Genomic DNA, 26,190 nt, shown 5'->3' on the forward strand with positions numbered 1-26,190 from the left:
ATGTCGTTTGTAAAAGGATTAGTTGCCTTTTTTGCAGTTATTTTGCCGTCTGTAGCTGTTGGGTCAAATGCATATAATATCAGTACGACAGGACGCTTCGATGTATCTACATCGAATAGTTTTGTGTTTTCTGCATCTGATTGTAGCCGCATTGTTAGTGTGCAATATACTAACTCTGAAGGGGAATTAACTGATTCACAGTTAACTGACCAATGTGAATATTCGTTTAGTCTCGCTGAGGGCAATCAACCAGCGATAACTATAACCTATATTGATGGCACAACCGACACTTATAGTGAGTCATTCTCGCAAGACACTATTTCCCCTGAGATCTATTTTGAAAGTGTCAACATCATTGAAGAAAATGAGCAGCAATCGCTAGTAGTAACCTATCAAGCTACAGATAATGCGGATATCTCAAAAGTAGGGATTGATTTAAAGGGTATAACAGCATCAGCATTAAGAGGTGCAGGTGGTGTAGTTGACAATGCTTTAACTAGCGCTTTTGCAAATTCTGCAGGTTACCAAATCATAATTCCGAAGACCAATGCTCAAACCAGCTTTTCGTTAAAAATTCCTTTCGACAGAAAACTGTCAGCCCAACAAATTTACGCAGATGGTTTATTGCTTCTGAATGCATATGTAATAGACGCATACGGCAACAAAGCTGTTACGTCTAGTATCGAAAAAACGGGAGGAACATTAGAAGAAAAAGTGCTTGGCTGGCGCGTATTTCCTGAACGAGTTTCGATTAATGACCCGTTTCAATCTGTGACTTTATTGCCTTACATTAATTTTGAATTCCGTGGCGAAACGGTTAGCGCAGGAGAAGGGCTGGGTGTAACTTACACATCCTCTGATCCAGAGCATGTTAAGGTGAGTAGCGATGGAACGGTATATGTTTCACCAGATGCTGATAGTAAAAATGCCACAATAACTGTTAATTACCCAAGTTTAAATAGTATTGATGTTCCGATAGAAGTAAATTTTTCAAAGAAATTGAAAGGTCTTTCATTTGGTAGCGAGACGTTAACAATTCCGTCTTTAAATAAAGCAATTACACTTCCTCCAATTGAAGCTATATATGAGAATGGCGATAAATTCCGAGTGTCTCAACAGTATGCAGTCGATATAGAAATCCCTGAATTTGCGAGCAATTACTTAAAAATAGAAAATAATGAAATTACTTCGCTTTTACCAATCTCATCGACAACGCCAGTATTATTAACATTTTATTTAGCGAACGACCCGACAATAAAGGGGGAAGTCGCGGTTTCAGCAATAGATGCTTTGCCGAATGTTGACCTAACTACACCGATTGAAATTGTTAAAGGGAAACAAGCAACATTAGTCGCCAAACCAGTAGACGACGTATCAGTATTCAAAGTAGATTTTCTAGTTGAAGGCAAACTGGCTGCAACAGTTACTTCGCCGCCATATGAATTTTTAATTAATATATCTGAATTCCAAACCGCGCCGAACGTAAAAGTACAAGCGAGAGTAACCGATAGCGCGGGTCAAACTGGTTACTCGGCTCAAAAGTCAATTATGGTAATTGATGAAGACTCGATAGTTATTCCAGATATGACATTTGAAAAGCCAATCCAAAATCAACGGGTTGTTGCAGGAACTAGAGTTGACTTTAAACTTAGTCATAACCTTGGTGAAGCGAAAAAAAGTTTTGAAAAAACAACTGGGATTGAGCGCGTAAATTTTTATGTAGATGGAAAGAATGTAGGTACAGCAAGTTTCCCAGGCTTTGAAGTACGAAAGATTAAGACTCCGTTAGGAGAAGAAAAAGATTACCTGTTTGAAACTTGGTCACTAAAATACAATACACAAAATACGACAATTAAACAGAAATCAGTCCCTGTGTATGCTGAGTTTGTGCAAGGGATTAAAACACAAGCAACACCTTCACGGTTTTTAAATTTAATACGAAATACAGCTGCATCATTAAATTTGCAGCACCCTCAGCATGAAACAGATGTTATTGCGGGTGGCACGACAACGGCTGTACTTCAAATTATGGACGATACTTTATTCTTAGGTACTGACGTTGAAATACTGCTAAATGGTCGCGTCGTAGATAGTCATACGATATTTGATAATGATTATGAAGAAAAAAATGAACTGAGTAAGCCAACAGCTATTTTAAAACGTGAAATAGATATCGACCCAGAGCTGCTAGGTGATATTGCTAATATTCAAGTAAAAGTTACTGATTTTCATGGTGAAATCACTCAAAGTGAGGTAATTCGCACTAATGTAAAATCTGACCAAGGGCCTAGTGTTTCGCTTTCAAACCCTGTCGAAGGAGATTACTGGATTGCTGGTTTACCAGTAGAGTTAAGAGCTGCAGCGAGCGATGATGAAGCTGTTAAAATGGTTGAATTTTACGTTAATGACCAGTTAATTGGCAGCGATACTAATGCGCCTTATAGCGCAGTTTTTGATGTACCAGTGCAAAACAAAGAAGTTCAAAACTTCTCAGTTTATGCGAAAGCAATCGATAGCAAACATCAAAGCAGTAATAGCCAAGTAATCAACGTTGCAGTAGGTGTGGATAATGAAAAGCCCGTTGTTCAGTTCGTCTCGCCTAGCATCAATGGTATTTTAGCAGATTCAAGTGTCGCAAAAATCGTCACTGGCACTGAGCATTTGATAAAAGTAACTGGTTACGACAATGTAGGGGTATCAGGGTTTAAAATTAATGGTGTAAAAAAGCAAGGAAGTAAGCTTAAAGTAACGGGGGTTACAACCGATTCAATTACTGACAGTGATATTCCAATTCAGCGTTTACCTGGTGAAGCAAATTCCTTCTCAATTGCAGGCTTAGCATCATTCCCAATTTTTGATGAATCAAAACAAGTAGAGCAACAGCCATATACATTAAATGGTTACGTTACTGATGAAGCGGGAAACCAAACAAGTATTTCCCTTACGGTCGCCGTGATTAACGACCAAAGACCTAGTATATATGAAGTTGAATTAGATCAGTTAGATTATACAAGTAATAGTGAGCTTACATTGAATGTTATCGCTAAAGATGACGTAGGCGTGAAAAACGTTCAAGTTAGTTTAATTGATGAAAAGCATAACGTTCTGATTAGTCGAAAATTATCGGATCAAAGAGCCGTGACACCTAATACCAGTGTTCAAGGTACGTTTTCGATTGACCTAGCAACTTTGTCTTTAGCAAATGAGATGCAATCGATAAACCTAAAAGTGATTGCAACCGATACGATGGGACAAGAGTCGGATGTGTACAGTAACTTGCTTAGTATTACACGTGATAGCGAAGGACCAGTCATAAACCTAGTTAATCCGCTTGCTTCAGAGGCATTACTTGTAGATAAGCGTGTAGTGTTCACATTTACAGCATTTGATAAAGCGCCCGTGGAATCAGTGACAGCTTACATTGATGGTGATAAAGCGGCTGAGTACGACGCCAAGGCGGCTCGGCAAGTCATGAGTTTGTACCATACACCTAAACAGACCTCGCCGGTCAAGCTAGAAATTTCAGCGGTTGATAAATTTGGGAATGTAAATAATGTTGTTTGGGATTTTAACGTTTATGAAGACCCGATTCCAAATTTAGTAATTGAGCATCCTGTCACTGGTAGCAGTTATATTGAAGGTGAATTAGTTGAGGTACTGGCGTACATAACAGATAACAGCACGTTCAGCGCGAAATGGCAACTTTTTGAGAATGGGAAAGAAGTCGACAATGGTACTATGCGATCGGATCTTGGCTCTGCGCAATATTTAGCTTCTTTCAACATGCCTAATGTGTCTGAAGAGGAGCTTAAACTAGTTGTTTCCGTTAATGATGGTGTTCAGATTGTTACCGAAGAAATAAAACTGCGAGTAATACAAGACAGTAATGCTCCAATTGTGAGTGTAGTAAAACCAAATGTCGCGTTTAGCTTGGAAACAGGTCAATCTTTTGAGGTGTCAGCTGTTGTTACTGATGATATTCACATTGATGACGTCACGCCTGTTTTTATCGATAGTCAAGGTAAAAAGCATACATTGGAATGGTTTTCATTTGTTCGTAAAGATTCAATAGAACGTATCGAAATTGAAAACCCGATCACCATAGGCACTAGTATTGTTCATGAGCAAGTAAAAGCTGAAGTGAATGGTATCGTGTTTGTTCCGGGCAGCTTTTGGGGACTTGAGGCAGTTGACTATGATTTTACTCTGCATGCAGTTGATGGTGGTGCAAATCAAGGAAGTAGCGACAATGTAAAAGTGACGTTATTGCCTGATACACAAGGGCCTAACATAAATGTAATTTCACCTTTACCAACCGTAATTCAGAATGAGTTAGTAACGTTACACATCGACGTTGAGGATGCTTCAGGTTTGTCAACTATTGAGGTAAAACTCCAAGATGAAATTTTACATCAATCGCAACAGATAGATGACACATTTACATCAAAAGACCTTGGAATCTACGTTGATTTTAGTCAATTCAACCCAATCCCTAGCGAAGGTAAGGAAGTTGAACTTTCAATAGTTGCAAATGATAGGTTGAACAATCAATCACAAGTCAAACAAACAATTAAGATTGAACAAGATAAGCCTGCAAAACTAGTGCTCGATGCTGCATCACCACAGCCAATGCTTATAGGTGAACATGTATTTGTTAACGCATTAATAAGTGATGATTACGCACCTAAATCTAAGCCTGTGGTTGCTGGTTTGGTACTAATGTCGGATGACCTCGTTGATTCAGTAAAACTCTCTTACCAAGTTGAAAAACAAAACGAGATAGCCAGTGGTTTAACTTATGAAATGGATATGCTAACTGATAGCGGTGAATTTAGCGTATTTGTTGGTGATAAGCCGTGGTTGGAATTTGAAGGGAACAAGTTAAAAGCACTTTCTAATGAATTAGAGAGTAATGCAAAGTTGGTATTTAAAACGAATCTTTCAGGTGAGTTTAAAGTAAAAGTATCACCAAAACGTGCAGATGCGTGTATGGCGATTGACCAAGCTCAAGTGTATGCTTTTAATGAAGAAATAAACTTATTGGATTTAGAAGCTGACAGTCTAGATTTTGAAATTATAAGTGAAGTAAATGAATTTGCTTATTTCAATAAGTTGTCAATTACAAAACCAGCTCACAATCGCTATCCGTTACCAAACAATCCAGTTCGATTAACAGACTCTAACTACCAAAGTAGCCTTATCTTTAATACCGAACAAGGTCGCTCTTGGGTTGCATTTAGCCCTAGCTATGCATTTGGCAATGATAAAAAAGCACTGAATAGTGCAATTAATTTATTGGTTTTACCACCTTATGCACATAGACAAGATATTGCGGTCTTTGGTGTCGGTTTAGATTATTTGAGGCAAGACAACGCTTTCCACTCAATGCCTCAGATTGGCACAATGTTGATAACTGAAAGCACAACTTCATTGACTTCTGAACAGATGTCACCAACACAGTTAAACGGACTTAAGGCAGGCGAAAAGTTTGATTGGAATATTAGCTTTGCAGATGATGCGAAAAGGCTGCAAAAAATTGAATTCTTTATCAATGATCAGGTCGTAGCGTCAAAATACCCTGAACTATTTAGTGAAGACTTTACTTTATTGGGTAATGTGCCAACGAGCTCAAAAGTTAACGATGATATTTTACTCTCCGTAAACCTCACAGACTCTGAAGGAGTTGTTTCGAGTATTTCGCAGTATTACCCAGTTATAAAAAATAATTTACCTGAAATCGATTTGATTAAGTTTGGCGCGCACAACATTATTACTGATAAAAGTCGATTAAATTACGGTGAGTTTTGGGTAAGAAATGGGGCTAGTTTTAACTATGATTTGACGCTTCTTGATGATACAGGCTTGTCAAGATTGCAAGTTGAACGATTATTACCTAATGGAAGCACAGAGTTAGTCTTTGAAAAAGACTATGCAACAGCCTGTGATCAAAGCAATACAGTCAAAGAAAATGTTAGTGTTGATTTAGTATTTAATCATGAACAAACCCAACAATATCGAACAACGGTTTTTGATGTATTAAATCAAAAAGCTGTCATTGAATTTTTTGTTCATCCTTTGGGGAATGTAAAGCCGGGAATTCGTATTGTTTCACCTGCACCTTCACAATCTATTGTAACTGGTGCATTCAATCTGCGAGCGCGCGTGATTGTAACAGATGATCGAAAGATTGAAGATTCAAATATTGTTACCAAATTTAATGGGGTAAAAATTAATTACCTCAATGGTGATACTGATAAAACACTTAGCTCTGTAGATAAACTGAAGCTTGCTGAAATTTATGATGAATATGAAAAGTTATACGGCGAAGAAATCGCAAAAATATATGCAAGCGAAGATAGTGAATACCTTGAAGTATTCGATTTCTATTACAAGTTGCCTGAGCAAGTAACTAAAGACCAGCAAACTATTGCGCTGTCATCTGTTGTTACCGATTTAGATAATGACTTCAACAAAGATGAAGTTGTATTGAATGTTGTACCAGATAACATCGAACCATCTGCAGCAATTTTGTATCCTAAAGTAGAATTTGGTGTTGTTGAAGCAAGTAGCGTAAAAACACAATTTACCGGTTATGATAACGTCAAAGTTAGTGAATTTGAGCTATTTAAAAGGTTAACAGCAGTTAAGAATGGACAAGAGATAGCCGAGTTATCATATGATGCACCTATCCGAACAATTTCCAATATTCCGGCTAAAGATCACAATGTAATTACTACCAATGATATAGACACACCTGTTTATGATCATATTTTTCAAATTGATACACTTGCGAACATACAATCTCAATTTCCAACTATATCTGACTTTACAGATGTTACCTTCTTTGTGTGGCTAAAACTTAGAGCTGTAGATGCAAATGGCAATGAATATGAAGTTGAAAATGCATTTAAAGTGAATATCGATCAGCGACCCGTTGTTGATATTGTATCACCTAATTTGCAGTCAAAAATCGTTGAAGGAGCACCAGTTTCGGTTAACATTCACGCGCAAGATGATGTAAAAATTGAATATGTAAGGGCATCCGTATTTAACAAAGACAAATTAATTGAATCACGACGTTTTGAAAAAGGACCGTATACATTTTCATTTTATGCACCTACACAAGCCGAGCTGAACAATGACACGATTCGAATTGATGTTGAGGCATTAGATTCATACGGCCAAAAATATAATGATGTTGATAATCATCTTGCTAAAGAGTCAATCACATTACCAATCGTGGCAGACCAAGCGCCTGTAGCAGAAATAGCATTTCCACAAAATAATGCAAATTACATTGAAGGACAAACTGTCCTGACTCAAGTTGTTGCGTCAGATGATGTTGGTATTGACAATGTATCACTACAGGTAAAAGGTTTAGTCGGTGGTGATTTAACATTATCAGATGGTAAATACCCATACGAATTTGTTTTTAAAATCCCGTTTGGTCAAACTGGTAAAGACATCGAGTTGCTAGCGACAGTTACGGAGCATAGAAAGGAAAATGCACGTACTAGTTTTAGCAACAAAACTAAATTACATGTCAGCAAAGATACTACAGCTCCTATTATTTCGATTATTAATCCGCAGCAGGGTGTTACTGTTACAGAGCAAGGCAGATTAAAATATGCCGTAGATGCAACTGATAATGTTGAAGTGTCGAGTGTTAATACACAGTTAGTATATGATTTCAATAACGATGGAGTCATTGCAAACAGCGATATAATAAGCCAAAACTTCTCACTGATACCGCCTTATAATGGCGAATTTGTGCTTCCGAAGTTACAACAATTAAATCAACATGAAAGTGAAGCTGCCCAGCTTCAAGTGCGCGTCATTGCTTCTGATGGTGCTGGAAATACTGCAGCAGAAAGCACGGGTATTCTTTTACGCGCAAATTCATCTCCTGATATCAATAACATTATTTTACTCGATACTCGCGGCATCGCTCTAGATAATCAACAATCAGTCACGGTTGGTCGAGACTTTATAGCAAATGTTCACGCTTCAGATTTAGAGTCGGGTGTTGAATCAGTTACTTTGTATCGTTCGGTGAATAATGACACGATCGAATCATTCGAGGAAGTTGGGTTATCGGGTACTGCCCCCTTTACATTTGAGCAGTCAAGTCGCGACTTGAGCGTAGGAGATACTATTTACTTCCGTGCAAAAGCGATTGATACGTATGGCAAAGAAAGTGATTTTAGCTCGGCGTTTGCATTTACTGTTATGGCAGATCAACCGCCAGAAGTATATATCGTTCAACCTAGTCAGCAACAAAGCTATGCAATTTCAGGCGAACCAATTGATGTATTTGTGCGCGTAAAAGATGATCTTGGTGTTTTTGGTATTGATCGCGTAAGGTTCTTAATGAACGATAAACCAGCCGCAGTGATTTACCAACCTGAGCCAAATTCAAATATATTTAAAGCACGTTTATACCCACCTGTTGATGCAAAAGGTATTAATATACAGGCGGTTGCATTTGATAAATTAGATCAGCAAGGCCTTTCAGAAGTCATTAAAGTAGGGATTTTAGATGATACAGTTGAGCCGGAGGTTGTTAATCTGGCGCCACTCGATGGTGAGATTCTTGATACCGAAAACGCGACTATTAGTTTTGTGACTTTTAAAGACTATGGCAGCAGCCGTGAGCGATTAGTAAAACAAACATGGTTAAGAGAGTATCAAAATGATGACAACCAATGGATAACACTATACCAGGTTGAGCGTGAACTGATTCGAGATGACCAAACGCTTGCCGATCTTGGTTACCAAGTAAGTGAACCTAAACATAATCAGTTTGTTTATTGGACTGAATTCAGTGACGGTAATATTTTAACATCTCAAAACTTAAAGAATGAACGTGTTAGGGTTGTAACCAGTATTATTACAGGTCAGCACACAGTAGCACAGGAGACAACGCATTTAGTTGCTCATCCAATTAGTGAAAAAGTCTACTTTAGCCCAAAAAGCACAGCTAATGCTCTAGCTAAAACTGTACATTACAACGCACTTGCACAATATAGACAAGATGGTGCAAAGCAAAGTCTAGTGGGTGCTTGGTCGACGGTATCACCAGTGGTGAATTTACCAATATTTGCTCCATACATGCACGCCGAATCTCCAGAAATAAAAAATGAAACGGGACTTTTCCTCGCTGATTATATTAATTGGAATGAAGCCCCCGAAAATGGCGAACGATTTGTTTATTCGCCGCTGATCAATGCTAATGTTGAAATATTAACAGGCACAATTTCAAGTCTAGCCGCAGCAGATGGTCTGATTGCGGCTAGTAAAGTCGGAGTTGGATGTGTATCGGATTGTGAAGGTAATAGGTTTACTAGCGCATTAATTTCTGAACGCTCGTCAGATTCTCATATTCAAGACCATTACTCTGCGTTTGGTGAATTATTACTGTTTACTAAGAAAAATGGTGATAATCAATTTGGAGTACCTTACCTATTATCGGGCAATGCGGATTTACCTTACAAAGACGCAAATGCTGTTGCAGTTTCAGGCAACTTGGCTTTTATTGCAAATGGCTTAGGTGGTGTCCAAGTATTCAATATTACGGATATAGAAAACCCGTACAGAGTCGATTTTATAAAGCCAGACGGATATGTTTCAGATGTAACTATCTATCAGAATTATGCTGTAATCGCCGCAGGGTACCAAGGTATTGTGATCGTTGACATTACACGCCCAGATTTACCTATTGTATCTACCTTAGACACTGCAGGTTCCGCTACAGGCCTCAGTATTGAGGGGAGCGTTTTATATGTTGCAGATTCGGGTTCCTGGCAGGGGGCTGGGGCACTTCATATGGTATCGCTTGAAGATCCAAAAAACCCTCAGTTTATCGCGTCGCACGCAATCGAAGCAGCACAAGAGAACTTAACTTCTGCAGGGGCGTTTAATGTTGCTGTTTCAGGAAATAAAGCCTATGTATCTACTTTCTACCTAGACCAAGAACATGTACCGGTTAAAACTATTATTGAAATTGTTGACTTGAATCGTCTTTTAGCGATGAGAAGTGATTCAATGCAGCCTGTGTTGATTAATAAAGAGGCACAAAGTACAGGTTTTGCTGCAACTGATATAAAGCTTGTTGACAACAAAATGCTTGTTGCCGCCGGTAAAAAAGGCTTCAATCGAATTAGTTTCCCATCTCTCACTGTGATTGAACATGAACCGAAATCCGGCTCTATTTATAATCCTCGAGAAGGTCTTACAGGGCATATCCGATTATCTACGGCATTAATGTCGCAAACTGACCTTGGTAGTTTCTTAGAAGTACGAGAGGGCCACCCGACACTTGGCGTTGATTTAACAAGTCAGTTTGAACTCTCATTTAAACAATTGGACGAAGCAACGGATTACACAACAGTTACATTTAGCAGTAAGGACGGTGTGTTATTAAATCCAAACACTCGCTTCTATGTAACGCTCAAAGCGGGCTTGCAAGCGGTAACTGGCTTCGAGTTGAGTAGTGATTATGTTTTTGACTTTTTTACTGGAAATAGTAGCAATGGAGATAAGCCTGAATTATTGTCGTTAACACCATCTTGGGGTCACACTTCTGGCGGTGATTCGCTCACCATGATCATCAAAAATGTAACTGATTCGGTTAAGGTGAAATTAGGCGGAATAGAACATAAAGTGGTTTCATTTGATCGCTTAGGTGATGAACAAGTTAAATTACAAATAACTACGTTACCAAATGTATCTGGACCTGCAGCGATCGAGCTCGAAGATCAAGGTATAAAAACAGTGTATCCAGGTGCTTTTACGTATACTGATAAAATTGCAATATCCTTCGTTAGCCCAGCTACTATTAAAGCAAGTCAACGAGGTGAGGGTGACCAAGTAAAAGTTATCGGTTATGGTTTTAGCCCAGATATGACGCTGACATTTATCCGTCACGACGATCCCGATATACAGAAATCGATTAAGATTGACGGTAATTATGCAACCATCGAAAGCGCAACGAAACTAAGTGTAATTGTTCCAAACTTTGGTGAATCTTTCCGTGGTTTTGTTGACCTAAAAGTTACAAACTCCCAAGGAAAAACGGCGTATTTAGCAAAAGCATTATTCTATGGCGATTTATCTGAGACTCGTTCTTTAATTACGTCACCGGTGTTTTCACTAGACGACATTAAAAAGTACAACGGAGATAGTGATAAACCAATTGATGCGCTCAAGCTACCACCAGGCAAAATTAAGGGCGTAGGATTTGATGAGGCTCAGAATCTTATTTATGTTTTGGGTGATGGAATAAATCCACAATACAGCTTAAAGCCATCAGAAGTAGTCGATGAATCTTATGTTAGCAACTACTATGCGCCGAGTTGGTTATCTTTAGTTAAGTATGACGAAGCAAAAATAGATGATGCGGCGCCGATGCATGGTTTGGGCTATTATGATTTGCCGCAAACGCTTAATGCTGAAATGCTCCAAGTTACGAACTCATATGTTTATGCTGTTGCAAGAGCGGAAGATTATCCATTTATTGATCTAGAGTATGAAAACGGTACTTATTTGCTGGCTTTCGATAAGGCGAATTTTGCATCAGATGATAGCGTTGATCGTGGCATCGTTGGCAACATTAAGTTACCAATAGATATTAAACAAGAAATTAAACAGTTCTTAGTAATTGACCAACTGTTACTTGTGGTGACAGACAGTACCATTGTTTTTGTCAATATTTCGAGAGCCGATGAACCATTTGTCAGTCGAGTTTTTGAAGGGCCAAAACCTATAAAGCATGTTGAACCAATTGGCACTCAACTAGCAATTTCAATAGCAGAAAACCCAATCACAACTTACTACCTTGATATTATGGGACCGAGTAGTGCTTTAGCTGATTCTGTTAATTTCCGTGGATTATTTGAAAAAACCCCACTATCGAGCGATGTCATTGATACTCAGTCGCGTGTCTCTCGCTGGGAATTAATTAATCTGCAGCCAAGACTGGTAGCTAAGTTTACTGATTTAGGTTTTCAGATTAATCAATACCAAGGTTTAAAAACACATATTGTTTCTGAAACTTTAGCATATCAGTTGTTTGTACCTCCAAAGAAAAGCCTTGCTGAAGAGGTGCTCGATGAGTTATTGAGAGAGCAAACAGAAGAAACTGATAAAACTAACCTTTCTTCAGTGATAATTTTTGACGCGTCTCGTAATCAAGGCATTAAGTTTTTAGACGGCGTTACAATATGTGAAAGTGAGTGCAAATCTGAAGGTTTAGATGTATCAAAAGATGGCATTGCAGTCGTTTATAGTGAGAGTGATTACGGCAGTAAACTTAGTTTAATCGACCTTAAGATTAACGAGATTATTGACTCTTACCCGCGCCCTATGGGTCTGTTTAATATTGATGATTCGCTGGTATTAAACTTCAGTAAAGTAATTAATTTAAATGGTCTATCAGAACAAGCGTTTGTTAATAGATTCGTTAATCTTGAGAAGGTTCAAGGAAGTGCTGATGGCACTGATGTATCCTTTGATTATATTATTGCAGGCAAAACACTCACGGTTACGCCAAAACAAAACCTAGCTAGTGGCCAAGACTATCGATTAACACTATCAAGTGAAGCGAATAGTTATAGAGCCCAAGGTTTAGTTGACTATATTGTCAATTTCACAACTTACTCACAAGACACGGCAGAGCCCGAGTTAGTTTCAGTTTTCCCTTCAAGTGTTTCAACACGCGGCAGTGAAGTGACAATCACATTAGACCAAGTAGTACCGGGACTTGAGTTTTTAGTGAGCGGTAAAGTGGCGAAAGTTACTGCGTTTGATGAGACAAACGGTCAGTATACGATACAAGCGCCTAGTAATGACGTAGGCATCAGTTCATTGAGTGTTATCAATGGTGAATATCGCAAACTCTACATTGGCGCACTTCACTATGTTGCTCCTTTGTCTTTGAGTAAAGTCGTGCCGAATTACGGTTCGGTAAATGGTGGTACTGAAGTAACAATTACAGGTCAGGGCTTTGAACCTAGCTCTCAAAGGCTAGAGATTAAATTTGGTGATGTACCTGTTCCGAAAAAAGACATAAGAGTTGTAGATAACAGTAAACTAATAGTTACGGTGCCTGCAGGCAGACTGGGCCTAAGTGATGTAACTGTTTCGTATTCAGATGGCCGCAATATTACCCTTGAATCTGCGTTTGAATACCGCACTCCTAGCGAGTTGCAGATTGAGGGTGAAGGAATAATTTATGACAGTGAGGTTGATCCGTCTAATAATTATTTGTTCTTAGCTGCTGGGCCGAAAGGTGTCCTTGTTCAGGATTTATCATTGGCAGAACGAGGTGAAAATGCTTTAGTCGCACGTTATGCGCTACCATCAAATTACTTTGCCCTTGGTATTAATGGCTTTTTCGAACGAAATAACGATAGATTATTCGTAACTGCGGCATTATTGGATAAAGATGGTGCGCCGATCAAAGACTCAGCACGAGTTTTTGTTTTTGCAGTAAATAGTTTTGATATCTCACAAGCTCAATTGGTTAAGTCTCTTGCATTAGGTGCGAACTTTGCGAAAGGTATTCGAGCTGAAAATAATCAAGTATATGTTGCCGCTGGAGACTCAGGGTTACAGATATTAGATAGTCATTTACACACTAAACTGTATTCTGCGGCATCTTATCAAACCAAGTTCGATGCGTTAGATGTTGCAGAATTAGAGTTACAACAAGGTAAGTTTTTTGCTGTTGCTTCCGGTAAATACAATTTTGCTTCGCAAACTCTTGACACATCAAGTGTTAAAAGTGGTCAGCTAGACATTATTCAACACAATGCCGAATTGGGGCTGAAACACGTTGCTTCGATTGATTTACCTGGTTCTCATTTAGCCGTTAATGGAACGCGAGTTTATATGGCAATGGGGGCTTTAGGTGCTGCAATAATTGATATTGAAAACCCTTATCAGCCGAAATTAATAGCTCGGCTTGTGAATTATGGATCGGTACATGATGTCGCTATACAGGGCAATATTCTGCATTTAGCTACTGGCGAGTCTGGCGTGGTGAGTTTAAATGTAGCGGATGCTAAAAACATTAAACCAACGGCTGGTAAGTTAGCGATTAAATATCCAGTTTACGTGCTCACAACTTCTAATTATGCCTTGTATACGGCAGGCAGCAAGTCTTTCAAAAGCGAGTCGAACTATATGATTGGTCGCTATATCGATAGCGAATTACGAGTCATTCGAGTTCAGCCTTTACCACATTATGTCAACGAAAAGCTTGATAACGTGGTTGTCTCTTTCAATAAAGCGATAGACCTTTACGACAAAAATAATGATTTTGTGTTTGCACGAAACATTAATGGTGAGGTTATCCCAAGTGATATTGAAATTACCAATAATGACATCTCAATATCACCAAATTTATCACAGCTTTCGGTAAATGATACGTTTGATATTGTAGTGAAAAGTGGCTTGGCTAGTGTTAAGCCGTTGCCCAATAACAATTACCTAAAAATAGCGTCTCTCGAAAATGATGTTGTAACGAGATTTAAGTATATCAACGAAGAAATTGAGAACTACTCGTTGTTTGATTTGTTGCCACGCCGAGTTTTAACGGGTGAGCAAAAGCAGCATTCGCTATCAGTGTTAGGGTTATTAACAAACAAAGATATTTCTATCTTTATCGGCGAAAAACCAGTTACAGACCTGCAAATTAATCATGCTTCGGTAGAAAACCCTGCAAATACATTGAGCTTTGTTACGCCAACACTGCCTAAACCGGGTATTTATGATTTGGTTATGATAATAACAGGCGAAGGTACGCAGTATACCTTGAGCCTAAAAGGGGCCATTGTTGTTGACGGCGTGTTGAGTGCAAACGCTGTGTCACCTCTGTGGACAGATTACAAAGGCGGAGAGACTATTACATTAATTGGTAGCGGGTTTGAACCGGGTACTAGTGTATCTGATGGAACGAGTATCAAAGTTGGTAATGTCACTGCGCAAGATGTAAAAGTGCTTAGTAGCAATAAACTCACCTTCACAGCACCACCAAATATGTCAGGTAAGCACCCAATAACCGTTTCAAGCAGAAATAATGCCCACCGTATTGAGACAGACGTACAGCTTGGCTATGGTCTTAAAAAACAAAGTGCTATTGATTTATTTGCCGCAAGTAGTTACGACTTAGCAGCGCTATCCACTGCGAATATGGTTTACACAAGCAGTGGTTATTTTAATTTGGGAGTTCCGAGTGCTTCTATTGCACAAGTCCCAGTGTTTTTACCTAACATAGGTTATTCAGTCGATGCGAATAATCCGAATCAATTGGTCGTAGCGGGCACTACCGCTACAACACCTAACGGTGAGTACCAGCAATACGAGTTTGAGGAGTTTGTTACACATAAGCTACTTTCTGGAAAACAAAATGCGTCCATTCTTACAGGTGAAGAAATTCCTTTAACGCCTTCTGAACAGAATTTCATGCGTTACCATGAAGCGATAGCCCTTGGTATGAGCGCTGATAGTGCAAATATTGAATCGTTTGAACTAGCTAATATTGGTAGTAGTAAACGTGACACCGTTGTTACAGGTGGCTTTGGACCTATAGGCCTTAGGGTCGTCAATACTGATGATGCATCGATTATACCAATTGTTGTTAGGGAACATTCAGCTTACACTGGAGCGGGTGATTTAACGGTTGCGACTTCGTCAAGCGATTTCAGTATTTATGCAACTGGTATCAGTTCGTCAGCAACAGACACTCCTGATGAGTGCTCGTGGGTTCCAGGTGGAACCACATCGCGCCAAATGTTTTCGGTTAATATGCTCGCAAAAGATGACCCTATTGTTATACAAAACAGTATTGCCATAGAAAGCGATAATAAACTGTTGTTAACTGATAATGGCAGACTTTTTGTTGCCGGTCATAGCGGTAGCAGGGTAAGTTCACCGGGAGAAAAATGCCCTCTAATTGATCTGTTTAATTTAGATACCTCCCCAAATGGCATATACCCTAATAAGATTCAGGCTATTAATTTATACCGCCCATCAGAAGTTACTGAGTTATTGCTACCGGGAAATGTATTTGATATTGCCGAGTACCAAGGTAAGTTAGTACTTGCTCTTGGTGAAATCGGTCTTGCTATTGTCGATAAACAATTAGTTGAAGTTGAGAAATTTATTGTAATCCCTGAAGAATTGCAATCTGGAAAGAGCAGTGCACACAAAGTGAATGTATATGGCAACTTATTGTTTGTCTCAATGCAACAAGGTGGCATTGTTATTTATGATGTAACAGATATAAATAACCCGGTTGTCGTGTCTGCGGGTACTAATGCGCAAATCTATGATGGGCTTGTCAATAATGTCAGCGTGCTAACCGCACAAGGCGATAATGGCGTTGCTGCATATGAACTGCCTGGTTCGTTTGTTAAGTCGATTAATATTGAGTCTCAGCAGTTAGCGAAAGACGAAGCAATTACAATTACGTTTAACGAAGCAATTGTAGTTGATTCGGTTGTCGCGACACTAGTTGATGAAAGCACTGGTGAATCTCTTGATGTAACAGTGGTTGGAGTTAGCCCTGAAGCAGGAGCGTCACGCACTCTTCTGATTAATGCAGCACTCTCTGATAAACAACAATATACATTGAATATTAAATCGGCTAATAATGCCAGAGGAACAGGCTTATTGGCAGCTTTTGAGGCATCATTTAGCTATATTGATGACGCTCGACCTGATATATCCCACTTATCACGAAACTTATTCCGTACAAATGATCTTGGAGAATTACGCATCTACGGAAGTGGATTTACCAATGAGTCACAGGTGTTCCTAAACGACGTCCCTTTAGATAGCAATTTAGATTCTGACATGTTGATAACCGACATTACGGGATTACAATTTAGGGAAAACCTAGCAGGTCAATACACAGTTAGAGTAGAAAACAACGGCCTCAGTAGCGAACTAGTTGGTGCGGTAGTGGTGTCAGACCATATAGATAACGCGACTGAATTCGAGTTTTCTAAAACGTCAGGGCCGGTTGAAGGTGGCTACATATTAAATATTGAGTCAAATCGATCGACTTTCTTACCTGGAGATAAAATCTTATTACGTAATAAATTAGGTAATGAGTTATACACTGAAGAAATGGATGATGGTGAATACAATCTCAACTTAGAAGATGACGTTGTTTCACAGAGCTTAATTCGTTTCAGGTTGCCAAAAGTGGTACAGCCTGGGCAATATGATGTGATTTTAATTAGTGGTAATGAAGAACTTCTTTTAGGCCAATTTAACTATATGTTAGAGCGCGGAACGCGCATTGATTTGCCTAACTATCCACCTATGTCTATTGGCGCAATGGTTGAAAGTGAAAACTTCCTATTTGTGGGTGTTCACAGCGGAGCGCAAGCAGCCATTAACAATCCTTATTTGTTAGATTACGGACTTGAAATCTATGATATGAGTTTGCCAATGTCACCAATAAGGCTAAGCCAGTTACCATTATCAGGCCCTGTTACTGGAATCGAGCTTGTTGATAAGGTTGCATTTGTATCGGTACAGAACACCGGTGTGGTTGTTATTGATATTTCAGACAAAGCTAATCCATTTATTTTAAATACGTTAGCAGTTTCAGATTATCAAGTGAGTGATATAGCGTTGTCGAAAGCGAATAACGTACTCGCTATTGCTAGCTATTCAGACTTAGCTGAAGGATATATACGCTTTGTTGACTTAACTTCTCCTGTTTATGCCGCGCCTTTAGGTTTTCCTGTATTGCGCTTTGATTCTGGAGAGTTGCTTGGTAAACCTCTTCAAGTTCAATGGGTTAATGGTAATTTGCATGTGTTATTGCAGCGCCAAGCGGATATTGTATTGGTTCAGTTCACTTCACTAGGAGCTGTACCAGAGTACGTGTTACACGGATTAGCAGGCCTTGAATACCAACAAGGGCCAGTCAGTATGTTGTTGGCGGAGCAAGGTGGGGCGATTACATTAGGTGACCAATACATCCAATTGTCTCGAGAATCTAATGTATTTGTGGTGAGTTATGCTGAGCAACATAGTGTTGAGAGTGTGCTACTGGAATCACATGGTTCACAATACTTAGCAACAGAGCAAGGGTTAGAACAAATTTTACCCAAAGGACTCGCGCTAAGCGATTTCGTACCGACGGTAAATGCTGATATTGGGCCGGGAGAATACATCGAACTTTATTTTAATAATTTGATAAACACCGATGAAGCACATTTAAAGTCGCAAATTAATGTAAAGTTTGAAGACAATATTTATGAGGTTTCTCCGTTAGGTATTAATACCATGACTGGCGCTAAAGTTCGCTTTGCAATGCCAGAGTTTAATAGTTCAGGGCCCGTGACGGTGATCATTAATGCTGAGCTATTAAACATAAACGGTGAAAAACTAGGAACGACATCTGAGATCACGTATCAGTATAGTAATGTAGTTGCTATTGATATTGATAAAATTGAACGTGTCAGTATCAGTGAAAACACATCTAATCATTACTTCTATGCAGACGGTACGGAGCTAGTTAAGTTAACGGGTTCGGGGTTCGGAGGAGACTCTGCACAGTTGACAATTTATGTTGGTGATATGCTTATTGATGGGGCTAATATCGAAAGTGTTGATAATAATCAAGTCACTTTTAAGCTTGATAAAATCCCAAATATTGATGTTGCAACGGCTTATTCGATAAGCGTTTCAAAGCTAGGCCGACAAGACACAGTTATTGCAGGATTAATTGTATTACCGAAACTCGTACTGCAAGATATTAATCCGGCTACCGGTCCCCCACAGGGCGGTAACACATTGCAACTTCGTGGTTTTGGTTTTACACCAAGCACACAATTTGAAGTAAATGGATCACCGCTCAATAATGTACGAGTTCATTCAGCAAACTTTGCTGAAGGATTAGTACCAGCAGGTAACTTTGGCCCTGCAACAGTAAGCGCATTTAATCCTCAACTCACAGACTACATAACAGTATCGCCAGTAGAGTATTTCTATGCAGACCAAGCAACAGCAACTTATGCGACTGAAGGAGATGACAATAATCCGTTAATAGGTTTGTTCGCAAGAGATAGCTTGTTGTATGCGATTTCAGGTGGCGGGTATGCACCTTATGATAGTGACGGCAACAAATTGGCGAGCGTAAAGACGCAACAAGCGCAATTGTTAGTTGCCGATGTAAATGACCCTGTAGTAATCAATATACTGAAAAAGAAGCTTGGCAATGATGTTCAAAAATATCATTTCTCACGTCAATTACCGCCTTCAGGTTTTAGTTTAATTACATCTCAGAATAACCAATTATTCATTGCTGGTGGTAATCAATTATTTTGGTTTGATACTTCTCAACCAGCAGAACCACAATTGATGTCTGTTATGCAACAAAGAGGTTCGATTAATGATTTAATTATCGAAAATAATTTATTGTTTGTTGCAACTAACGCTGGTCTTGCTATTTATACTATTGGCGATAACGCACAGCTGGAAGAAATTGGGTTTATTAGCAGTGCAGTGCTTAAAGGGATTGTAAGCAAAACGATTGTTGATGGTGCTGATCTATGGTTAGTGTTATCAACCAGTCGAGAGCTTGTCTCGGTAGATATTGCTTCAGGTGGTTTCACAATTGAACAGCGTATCAAAGTTACTGATCAGCTAGGTAAACGTTTACCAATTGCTGACGCTATCGTTTTGGATGAAATTATCCTTGTTGCTACAGGCAATAATGCGACCGTAGTAGCTATTGATAAAGCAACTGGTAACGGGTTAGATAATCTAAACTTGGCTTATCTGTTACGCAATGGTGATATCTCTGCAGATAAATTATTGCTTCAAGGCAGCATCTTGAATGTGGCGGCAGGTCATGGTGACCTTCAGCAGTTTAATATAAGTAATTGGTTAGCAGGAAGATTTGATATAAGCCCTGCACTCTATAACTACTACAGTGTGATGGGATCTGTTACTGATATTGCGGTGAACAATCTTACTCTATTTGCAACAACGGCTTATCTTCAAGATAGTAAAGGTCAAGGAATTGAAAGTCCTGTACCTGTTGGTAGTAAGTACCATAGAACAGGTGGAGGCATTGAAAGCTTTGCACCAGATGGTTTTGCTGTAATTGGCCATACACCAGACACTGAGGGGTATGTTTCTTTAGAACAAGCACTCGAGATCCGTTTTAATCAATACATTGAACCTCACTATTTTGAGCAGTTTATAGACAGCTTAATTACAGTTACTTTGAATAAAGTGCCTGTTTCAGGGCAATGGCAATTAGATGTATTAACGGATGGCGTAGTTGCAAGGTTTGTGTCAGATGCACCATGGCAAAATGGCAAACGTTATAAGGTGAATATTGCCAAAGGATTACGTGCAATCACTAACGATACGCTCGAAGCGCCTTATCAATTTAGCTTTATCGCGAGTGAATTTAATTCACCAGTCATAACTGCCGTAGTGCCTAATTCTGGGGTTTGGAATGGTGGTAATCAAGTAACATTATTTGGTGAAAACTTCAGCCGTGATAGCGAGATCCGCTTTGCAGGAAAAGAGGTACCACAAGAAGATATTCAATATTATAGTCCTGAAAAGCTTACGCTGATTGTACCGCCACTTAATGAAAAACCAGCGAGCAACAAACTTGTCAGTCTTGAACTAAGTAACATGCACCAACACGATGTATTAAATGGTGCTTACACTTACATTACTGACCCAGAAATTCTTGCTATTGGTAAGTTTAATCATGAAAAAGTATTGGTAAATACGCTCGAAACCACTTTTGCATTTAACAGTGCAGAACAAATAGCAATTCAAGCAGAAGGCATAAACCGCCATACCTTGATTGAGATTAATAATCAACCTGCCACAGGTGTTGAGTTTATTCGTTCGAATTTAGTCGTGTTTGATTTACCAACTAATACACTTGGTGGTTTGTCTGTGAAACTACATAACCAAGACAACCCAGACGTCGCCGCAATTGATAATAGCCTAAGCGTTTTTGTACCAACAAGTGAACACGATAATGCTGTTACATTAATGGAAAGCTTTGATGATCAAATTATTAAGCTGAAGATTGATGAATTGGTAATCGATAAGCACATTGGGAATAGCTACGTCAACTTGTTCACGCATACATTACCAAGTAAAGGTAAACTGCTGGCGATACAAAAAGATACAGTCGCAGTTCTGTTGGACGATAACTCCGTTGTCGTATATCGAGCGAATGATAATGCGGCTTATGCACTTCATAACCGAATTCAACTTCCAACTGATAAAACCATCAGTGCGCTAGTGCTGCAGCAAAATACACTCGCGATGTTTGCCGATGGCGAAGTATTAATAACCGATATCTCTGGCCAGAGTTATCAAACACTGGAGGGGGCGTATAAAGCATTAACCTTCTACGACGATTTTGTTATTAGCATTAAAGATGGATCTCTGGTTGCTTTGAGAGCAAGTGATTTAGCATCTGAGGTTGTTATAAAGTCTGATATCCCGACCTATGCAGAAAAATTACATATTGAGGGGAATCGACTATATGTAATGGCACCGTCAGAATTGGCGCTTTATGATTTAAGTCATGTGATCCGTGGGCAGATGAGTAAATTAGCAGTTACTACATCGCTAGGAACAAACAATAAATTAAGTATCAATGGTGAACTGCTTAGTTACTTTAATGGTGAGCAGTTTGTGCTTGCGGACCTTAATATAGGTGATCAAGCATTAAACGCTAACGTAATTGCTAGTGTCGACGTAGACCTAAATGCAACACATGTCATGTTATTTGATGACCAAATATGTGGACTCATTCGTGGTGAGGTAAGATGTGGTAGTACGATTGTTAGTAACTTAATTGCTGCGCAAACCAACTTGATTACACGTGCGAATCAATCACTTTACTTCGCTATCAAGGGCGATGAGTCTCAGTGGCGAAACAGCAGCTTAAGCGTGACACAAGATGGTAATGATGTCGCTGGACGAACAGAGGTGTTTGATGGATTCATTGGTTATACGCCACACTTGCCAGGTTTTATAGCAAATGCGGCTGTGAAGATTGAACTACATGTGTATCCTCAACAGAATATAGACGGTGGTCAGGTTGTATTTGATTTACCAAATGCCTTTACCATGCATCCGCTATTTACTGATGAGCCGGTATCGCTTGATTACTTATCCCCGAACACGACTATCACTGGACGTGAAACGCATTTTACTTTATTTGGAGATCAACTTTTTGCACTAGAGCGTCTGGTTGTGGGCGGTCAAACTCTATTGCCTGCTGACTTTGAAGTGAATAATAGCGGTACTCAATTAACCTTTACTCGTCATTTTGACAATGCCGGGGTAAATAGTATTACCGCTTATCAAGGGGCAGAAACAGCGTCATTAATAGCTGGGTTGAATGTCACAGATGCAATTTCTGTAGATACTTTAACGAGTAATAATGCACGTGGCGCGGATTTAGTTTCTGATACGCAGAGAAATGAAATCACGCTAAAAGGCAAAGGGTTAACTGGTGATATACAAGTTTACTTTTTAGCGGATGAGCTTGGCGATACTATTTCAGATTCCAATAAGGTTGAGTACAGAAATATTACGGGAGGCATAGTATTCAATACGCCTAATACCTTACCTGGCACTGTGTATCATGTTGAAATAGTTAAACCGAGCACACAAGAGCATTATAAAGTTGCACAACGTTTGACCGCTATTGATGATACAGCCCCTATTGTGACGTCGACCAGTATTGCTTTTAACACACAAGATAGAATCGCTATTTCGTTCAATGATGACATGGTTGTGGGAAGCTTTTCGGTAAGCAAAGAAAACTTTGATTACAATACTCAAATGCATCTCGATGTATCAGATAATTTTACTGTTGCAGTTGAAAATAAACGTTTAATACTCTCTCCTGTCAATGGTTATCGTTTACAAGATAACGCAATATATACGGTGGTCATAAATGGCATTAGTGACACCGACGCAAATACTGTTGAAGATTACAATAAAACAAATGTTACGATTATCGACGGCCAATTAGTATTGAGTCACACTACGTTTGATAGTTTGCCTCCAAGGTCAATTAGTTTACAGCGAGTTGCAGATCAGTTGCCAATGACACCTGCAATGACCTTAACAAGAGGTCGTACTTATGAATTTGAAGCAAGCGCTATTGATAATTTAACAAGTGACGTAAGGTACACGCTGCTTTATGCGAAAGATGGCGTTAATTTTGTACATCACGCACAGTCTATCGGTGACAATAAGTTTAGCTTATTTATTGATGAGTCTTTTGAGCAACTTGGCGTTAGACTTAAAGTTTCCGATCGTAATGACAATGTCGCGACTGCGCCATTTAGTGCCGCGATAATCGAACCTCAAGTAAACGTGTCTGAGCCAATCTTAACACCAACGAAAGCCGAAGAACTGTCAGCGTCGAGTATTCAATTCAAAGTGTTTGGTGATTTTGATCTGGTTAATAGCACCACAATGATGCTGCATAACAAGTGGTATAGAACAACATACCATCAGATGCTTGACCATGGTTTAGTCACTTTAAATTTTGTAAACCCAAGCCTAGCTCAGATTGCACCTGAACAAAATGTTGGTGTGGTGCTCAAGGCGGAACTTAATTATGCAGGTTCTCGAACGTTCAATAGTAGCTATAGGCTATACAAAGACGCGACACCGCCGACTGTTTCAATTGTAACACCTAAAATGAATGATAAATTCCCAATTGGAGAAGTTGCTGATGTGGTTATTCAATCATTCGATAAATACGGTGTTGAAAAAGTTGAAGTGTCAATTAATGAAGGTCCTTTCGAAACGGTTGAAACAGCAAACTTGTATCAATTTACGCCTGAGACAGAGTCACAAGTGACAATTCAAGCGAGAGCAAATGATCCGAACGGTAATATTGGATACTCTGAAGTTGTCTCTGTGCGAGCATTTGACCCAACTAAAGGAGAGCCTGAGCTACGTATTATTTCGCCAAACAATGGTGAGTATGTGAGAGAAGGACAGCAAGTTGAACTTACGCTGTTAATGCGCCATATCGAAAAAGCGACATTAGCAATTTTAGTCGGTGCTGAGAAAACTGATCCGCGTAACCCTGAGCCAATTGAAATTGTAAAACCACATGTAGATGTAGAACGTTTTAATGTAACAATCAAAATGCCTTACACAAGCGAAGACCTTGTTGTATTACTAGCGTTAGAAGGCGAGGACTATGTCGCTCGTAGCTTTGTAAATGTGGTTAAAGATGACTCTCTCGAGGAAAATATTGCAGTAAAAGTGTGGCCAAATGACAATGTTCTATCTGGCTTGGCGATGCATATTCAAGGGCAGCGCCCACAAAGCATGGTTGATTATTCAGACGAGTCAACTGTTGTCGTAACAGACAGCAACAATTCGACTGAAACACTTGCTATGGACACGACATCTGCACTTTGGCAAACCGGTATTGAGTCAGGCCAAGTTAAGGTGAGCAGTACCCTAAAAGATGTATCTGGTAACGAGAAGAAAGAAGAGTTTACTATACAAAAACATGATTATGTAAACAGCTCACGCAATGTACTAGCGTCGTTCAACGACAAGGAGTCATATCTTGTTGATGTTGCAAGTTTCAATAATCAGCCAATTACATTGCAACAACGTACAAATCACGGTTTTGAGATCAAGCTAAACGATACTACGGTATATCAAAGACCAAATACCGTCGCTTCGAAATTATATCACTCTGGTGGCCATTATTTCGTTGAATATCGTGAAAATAATCAGCAGTTTATAGCAATGTTCGACCCGAATGAACGAAAGGAAATCACGCGAAGTGCAATTCATGGCGATGTTTTGTCAGTTGAACAGAATTTGGTCGCAATTCAACAAGGCAATGTGCTGCTTGTAAAACATTTCTCGCGAAACGGAGTAGTAGAGTTTATCGGTTATCAAACTGCACAACAGTTAAAAGATGCTGTGTTTGTACGTGGAAAGCTTTGGTTACTCACTGATGGTCAATTAACTGAGTTAGCTGCCGATTACGAAAGTTTGTCATGGCAACGTGTCACGACTTATCAACATGCGGTTACTTCACCTATAAGCTTAGTTGCTAATCAAGAAACAATTTACATTACAGAGGGTAACGCCGTTCATGCGTTTGAGTTAAATCAGAACCAAGAACTCGTTAAGCTCGGTGACTTTGAAGAGCTCGGCGTTATTCATGCGATAGACATGGATAACGCTGGTCGAGTTTGGTTAAAAGTTCAGTACCCAATTCAATCACCAATTTGGTATGTATTGAAGCAAGATAAATCTTTAGGGGCACTTGACTGGCAATATGATCTAACTTTCACAAACAAAAAGTTATGGTTACATTCTCAGAGTGAGCTTGCTGAATACAGTGTTGTTAAAGCACTTAAACCAGCCTTATCATTGGTTGTAGAACGCAAGCTTGGTGGTGTTGCCATTAGTGGGTTTACATCTCTTGAGTCGTTTGCAGAGCTCACCATTGTCAATGCGCAAGGCGGTCATTTGATTAGCAGTTGGGCGGATGATAACACCTTGTTTATTGCTAATAATGAGCTTACAGACGCGACGCAATTAACTATTTATATCGATGGTGATATAACGAATGGGTATCAAATTGATGTGCCAGCTGATTCAGGGTTAACAAATGACCAAGTGAATTGGAACCTTAGTCAATCGATAGTTAATACGGCAATTGTCCCAACTGTCGCTACATTTAAAAATACCATGGCTTTTGTACCATTTACTTTTGAAGGTAGCGCGAGTTCAATGGCAACCGAAAGTAGTGTAGCTGGTTGGACTACAGTAACTACAAGTAAAATACTTAACCTATCTAATGGTTCAACCACGTTTGCACCATTTACATTAGATGTGCTTGAAAATACAGTTCCACAAGGGCAGCTATTAATCTCAAACCCACAAAACAACAGCCAGTTTACAGAAGGTGATTGGGTTAGTCTTGAGGTGTTAGCAAGTGGAATTGACTTGTCTCAATTCAAGCATGTTGAGGTGACCTTACAAGATTTCAATAAAGTTGACTTGTTATCTTTTACTACAAACTCTGTTAATGCCAACACAGCATTTAAAGTACCAGCAGTCGACCGGTATGACATATATACCATTCGAGTTCGCGCCTATTTCGAACAAAGTTATAAC

Annotated in this window: 1 protein-coding gene (only partly in view); it reads left to right on the forward strand. The window is 39.3% G+C overall.

Translation table 11 applies throughout. The annotated features are described in order from the left end of the window. A protein-coding gene (locus PSPO_RS15900; protein WP_010558170.1) for an Ig-like domain-containing protein crosses the window boundary here: on the forward strand, nucleotides 1–26,190 show its 5' portion. It continues 11,583 nt past the right edge of the window; only the first 26,190 of its 37,773 coding nucleotides appear in the window; its start codon is at nucleotides 1–3; the stop codon falls past the right edge of the window.

It is taken from the genome of Pseudoalteromonas spongiae UST010723-006 (assembly GCF_000238255.3).
GTDB classification, from domain to species: domain Bacteria; phylum Pseudomonadota; class Gammaproteobacteria; order Enterobacterales; family Alteromonadaceae; genus Pseudoalteromonas; species Pseudoalteromonas spongiae.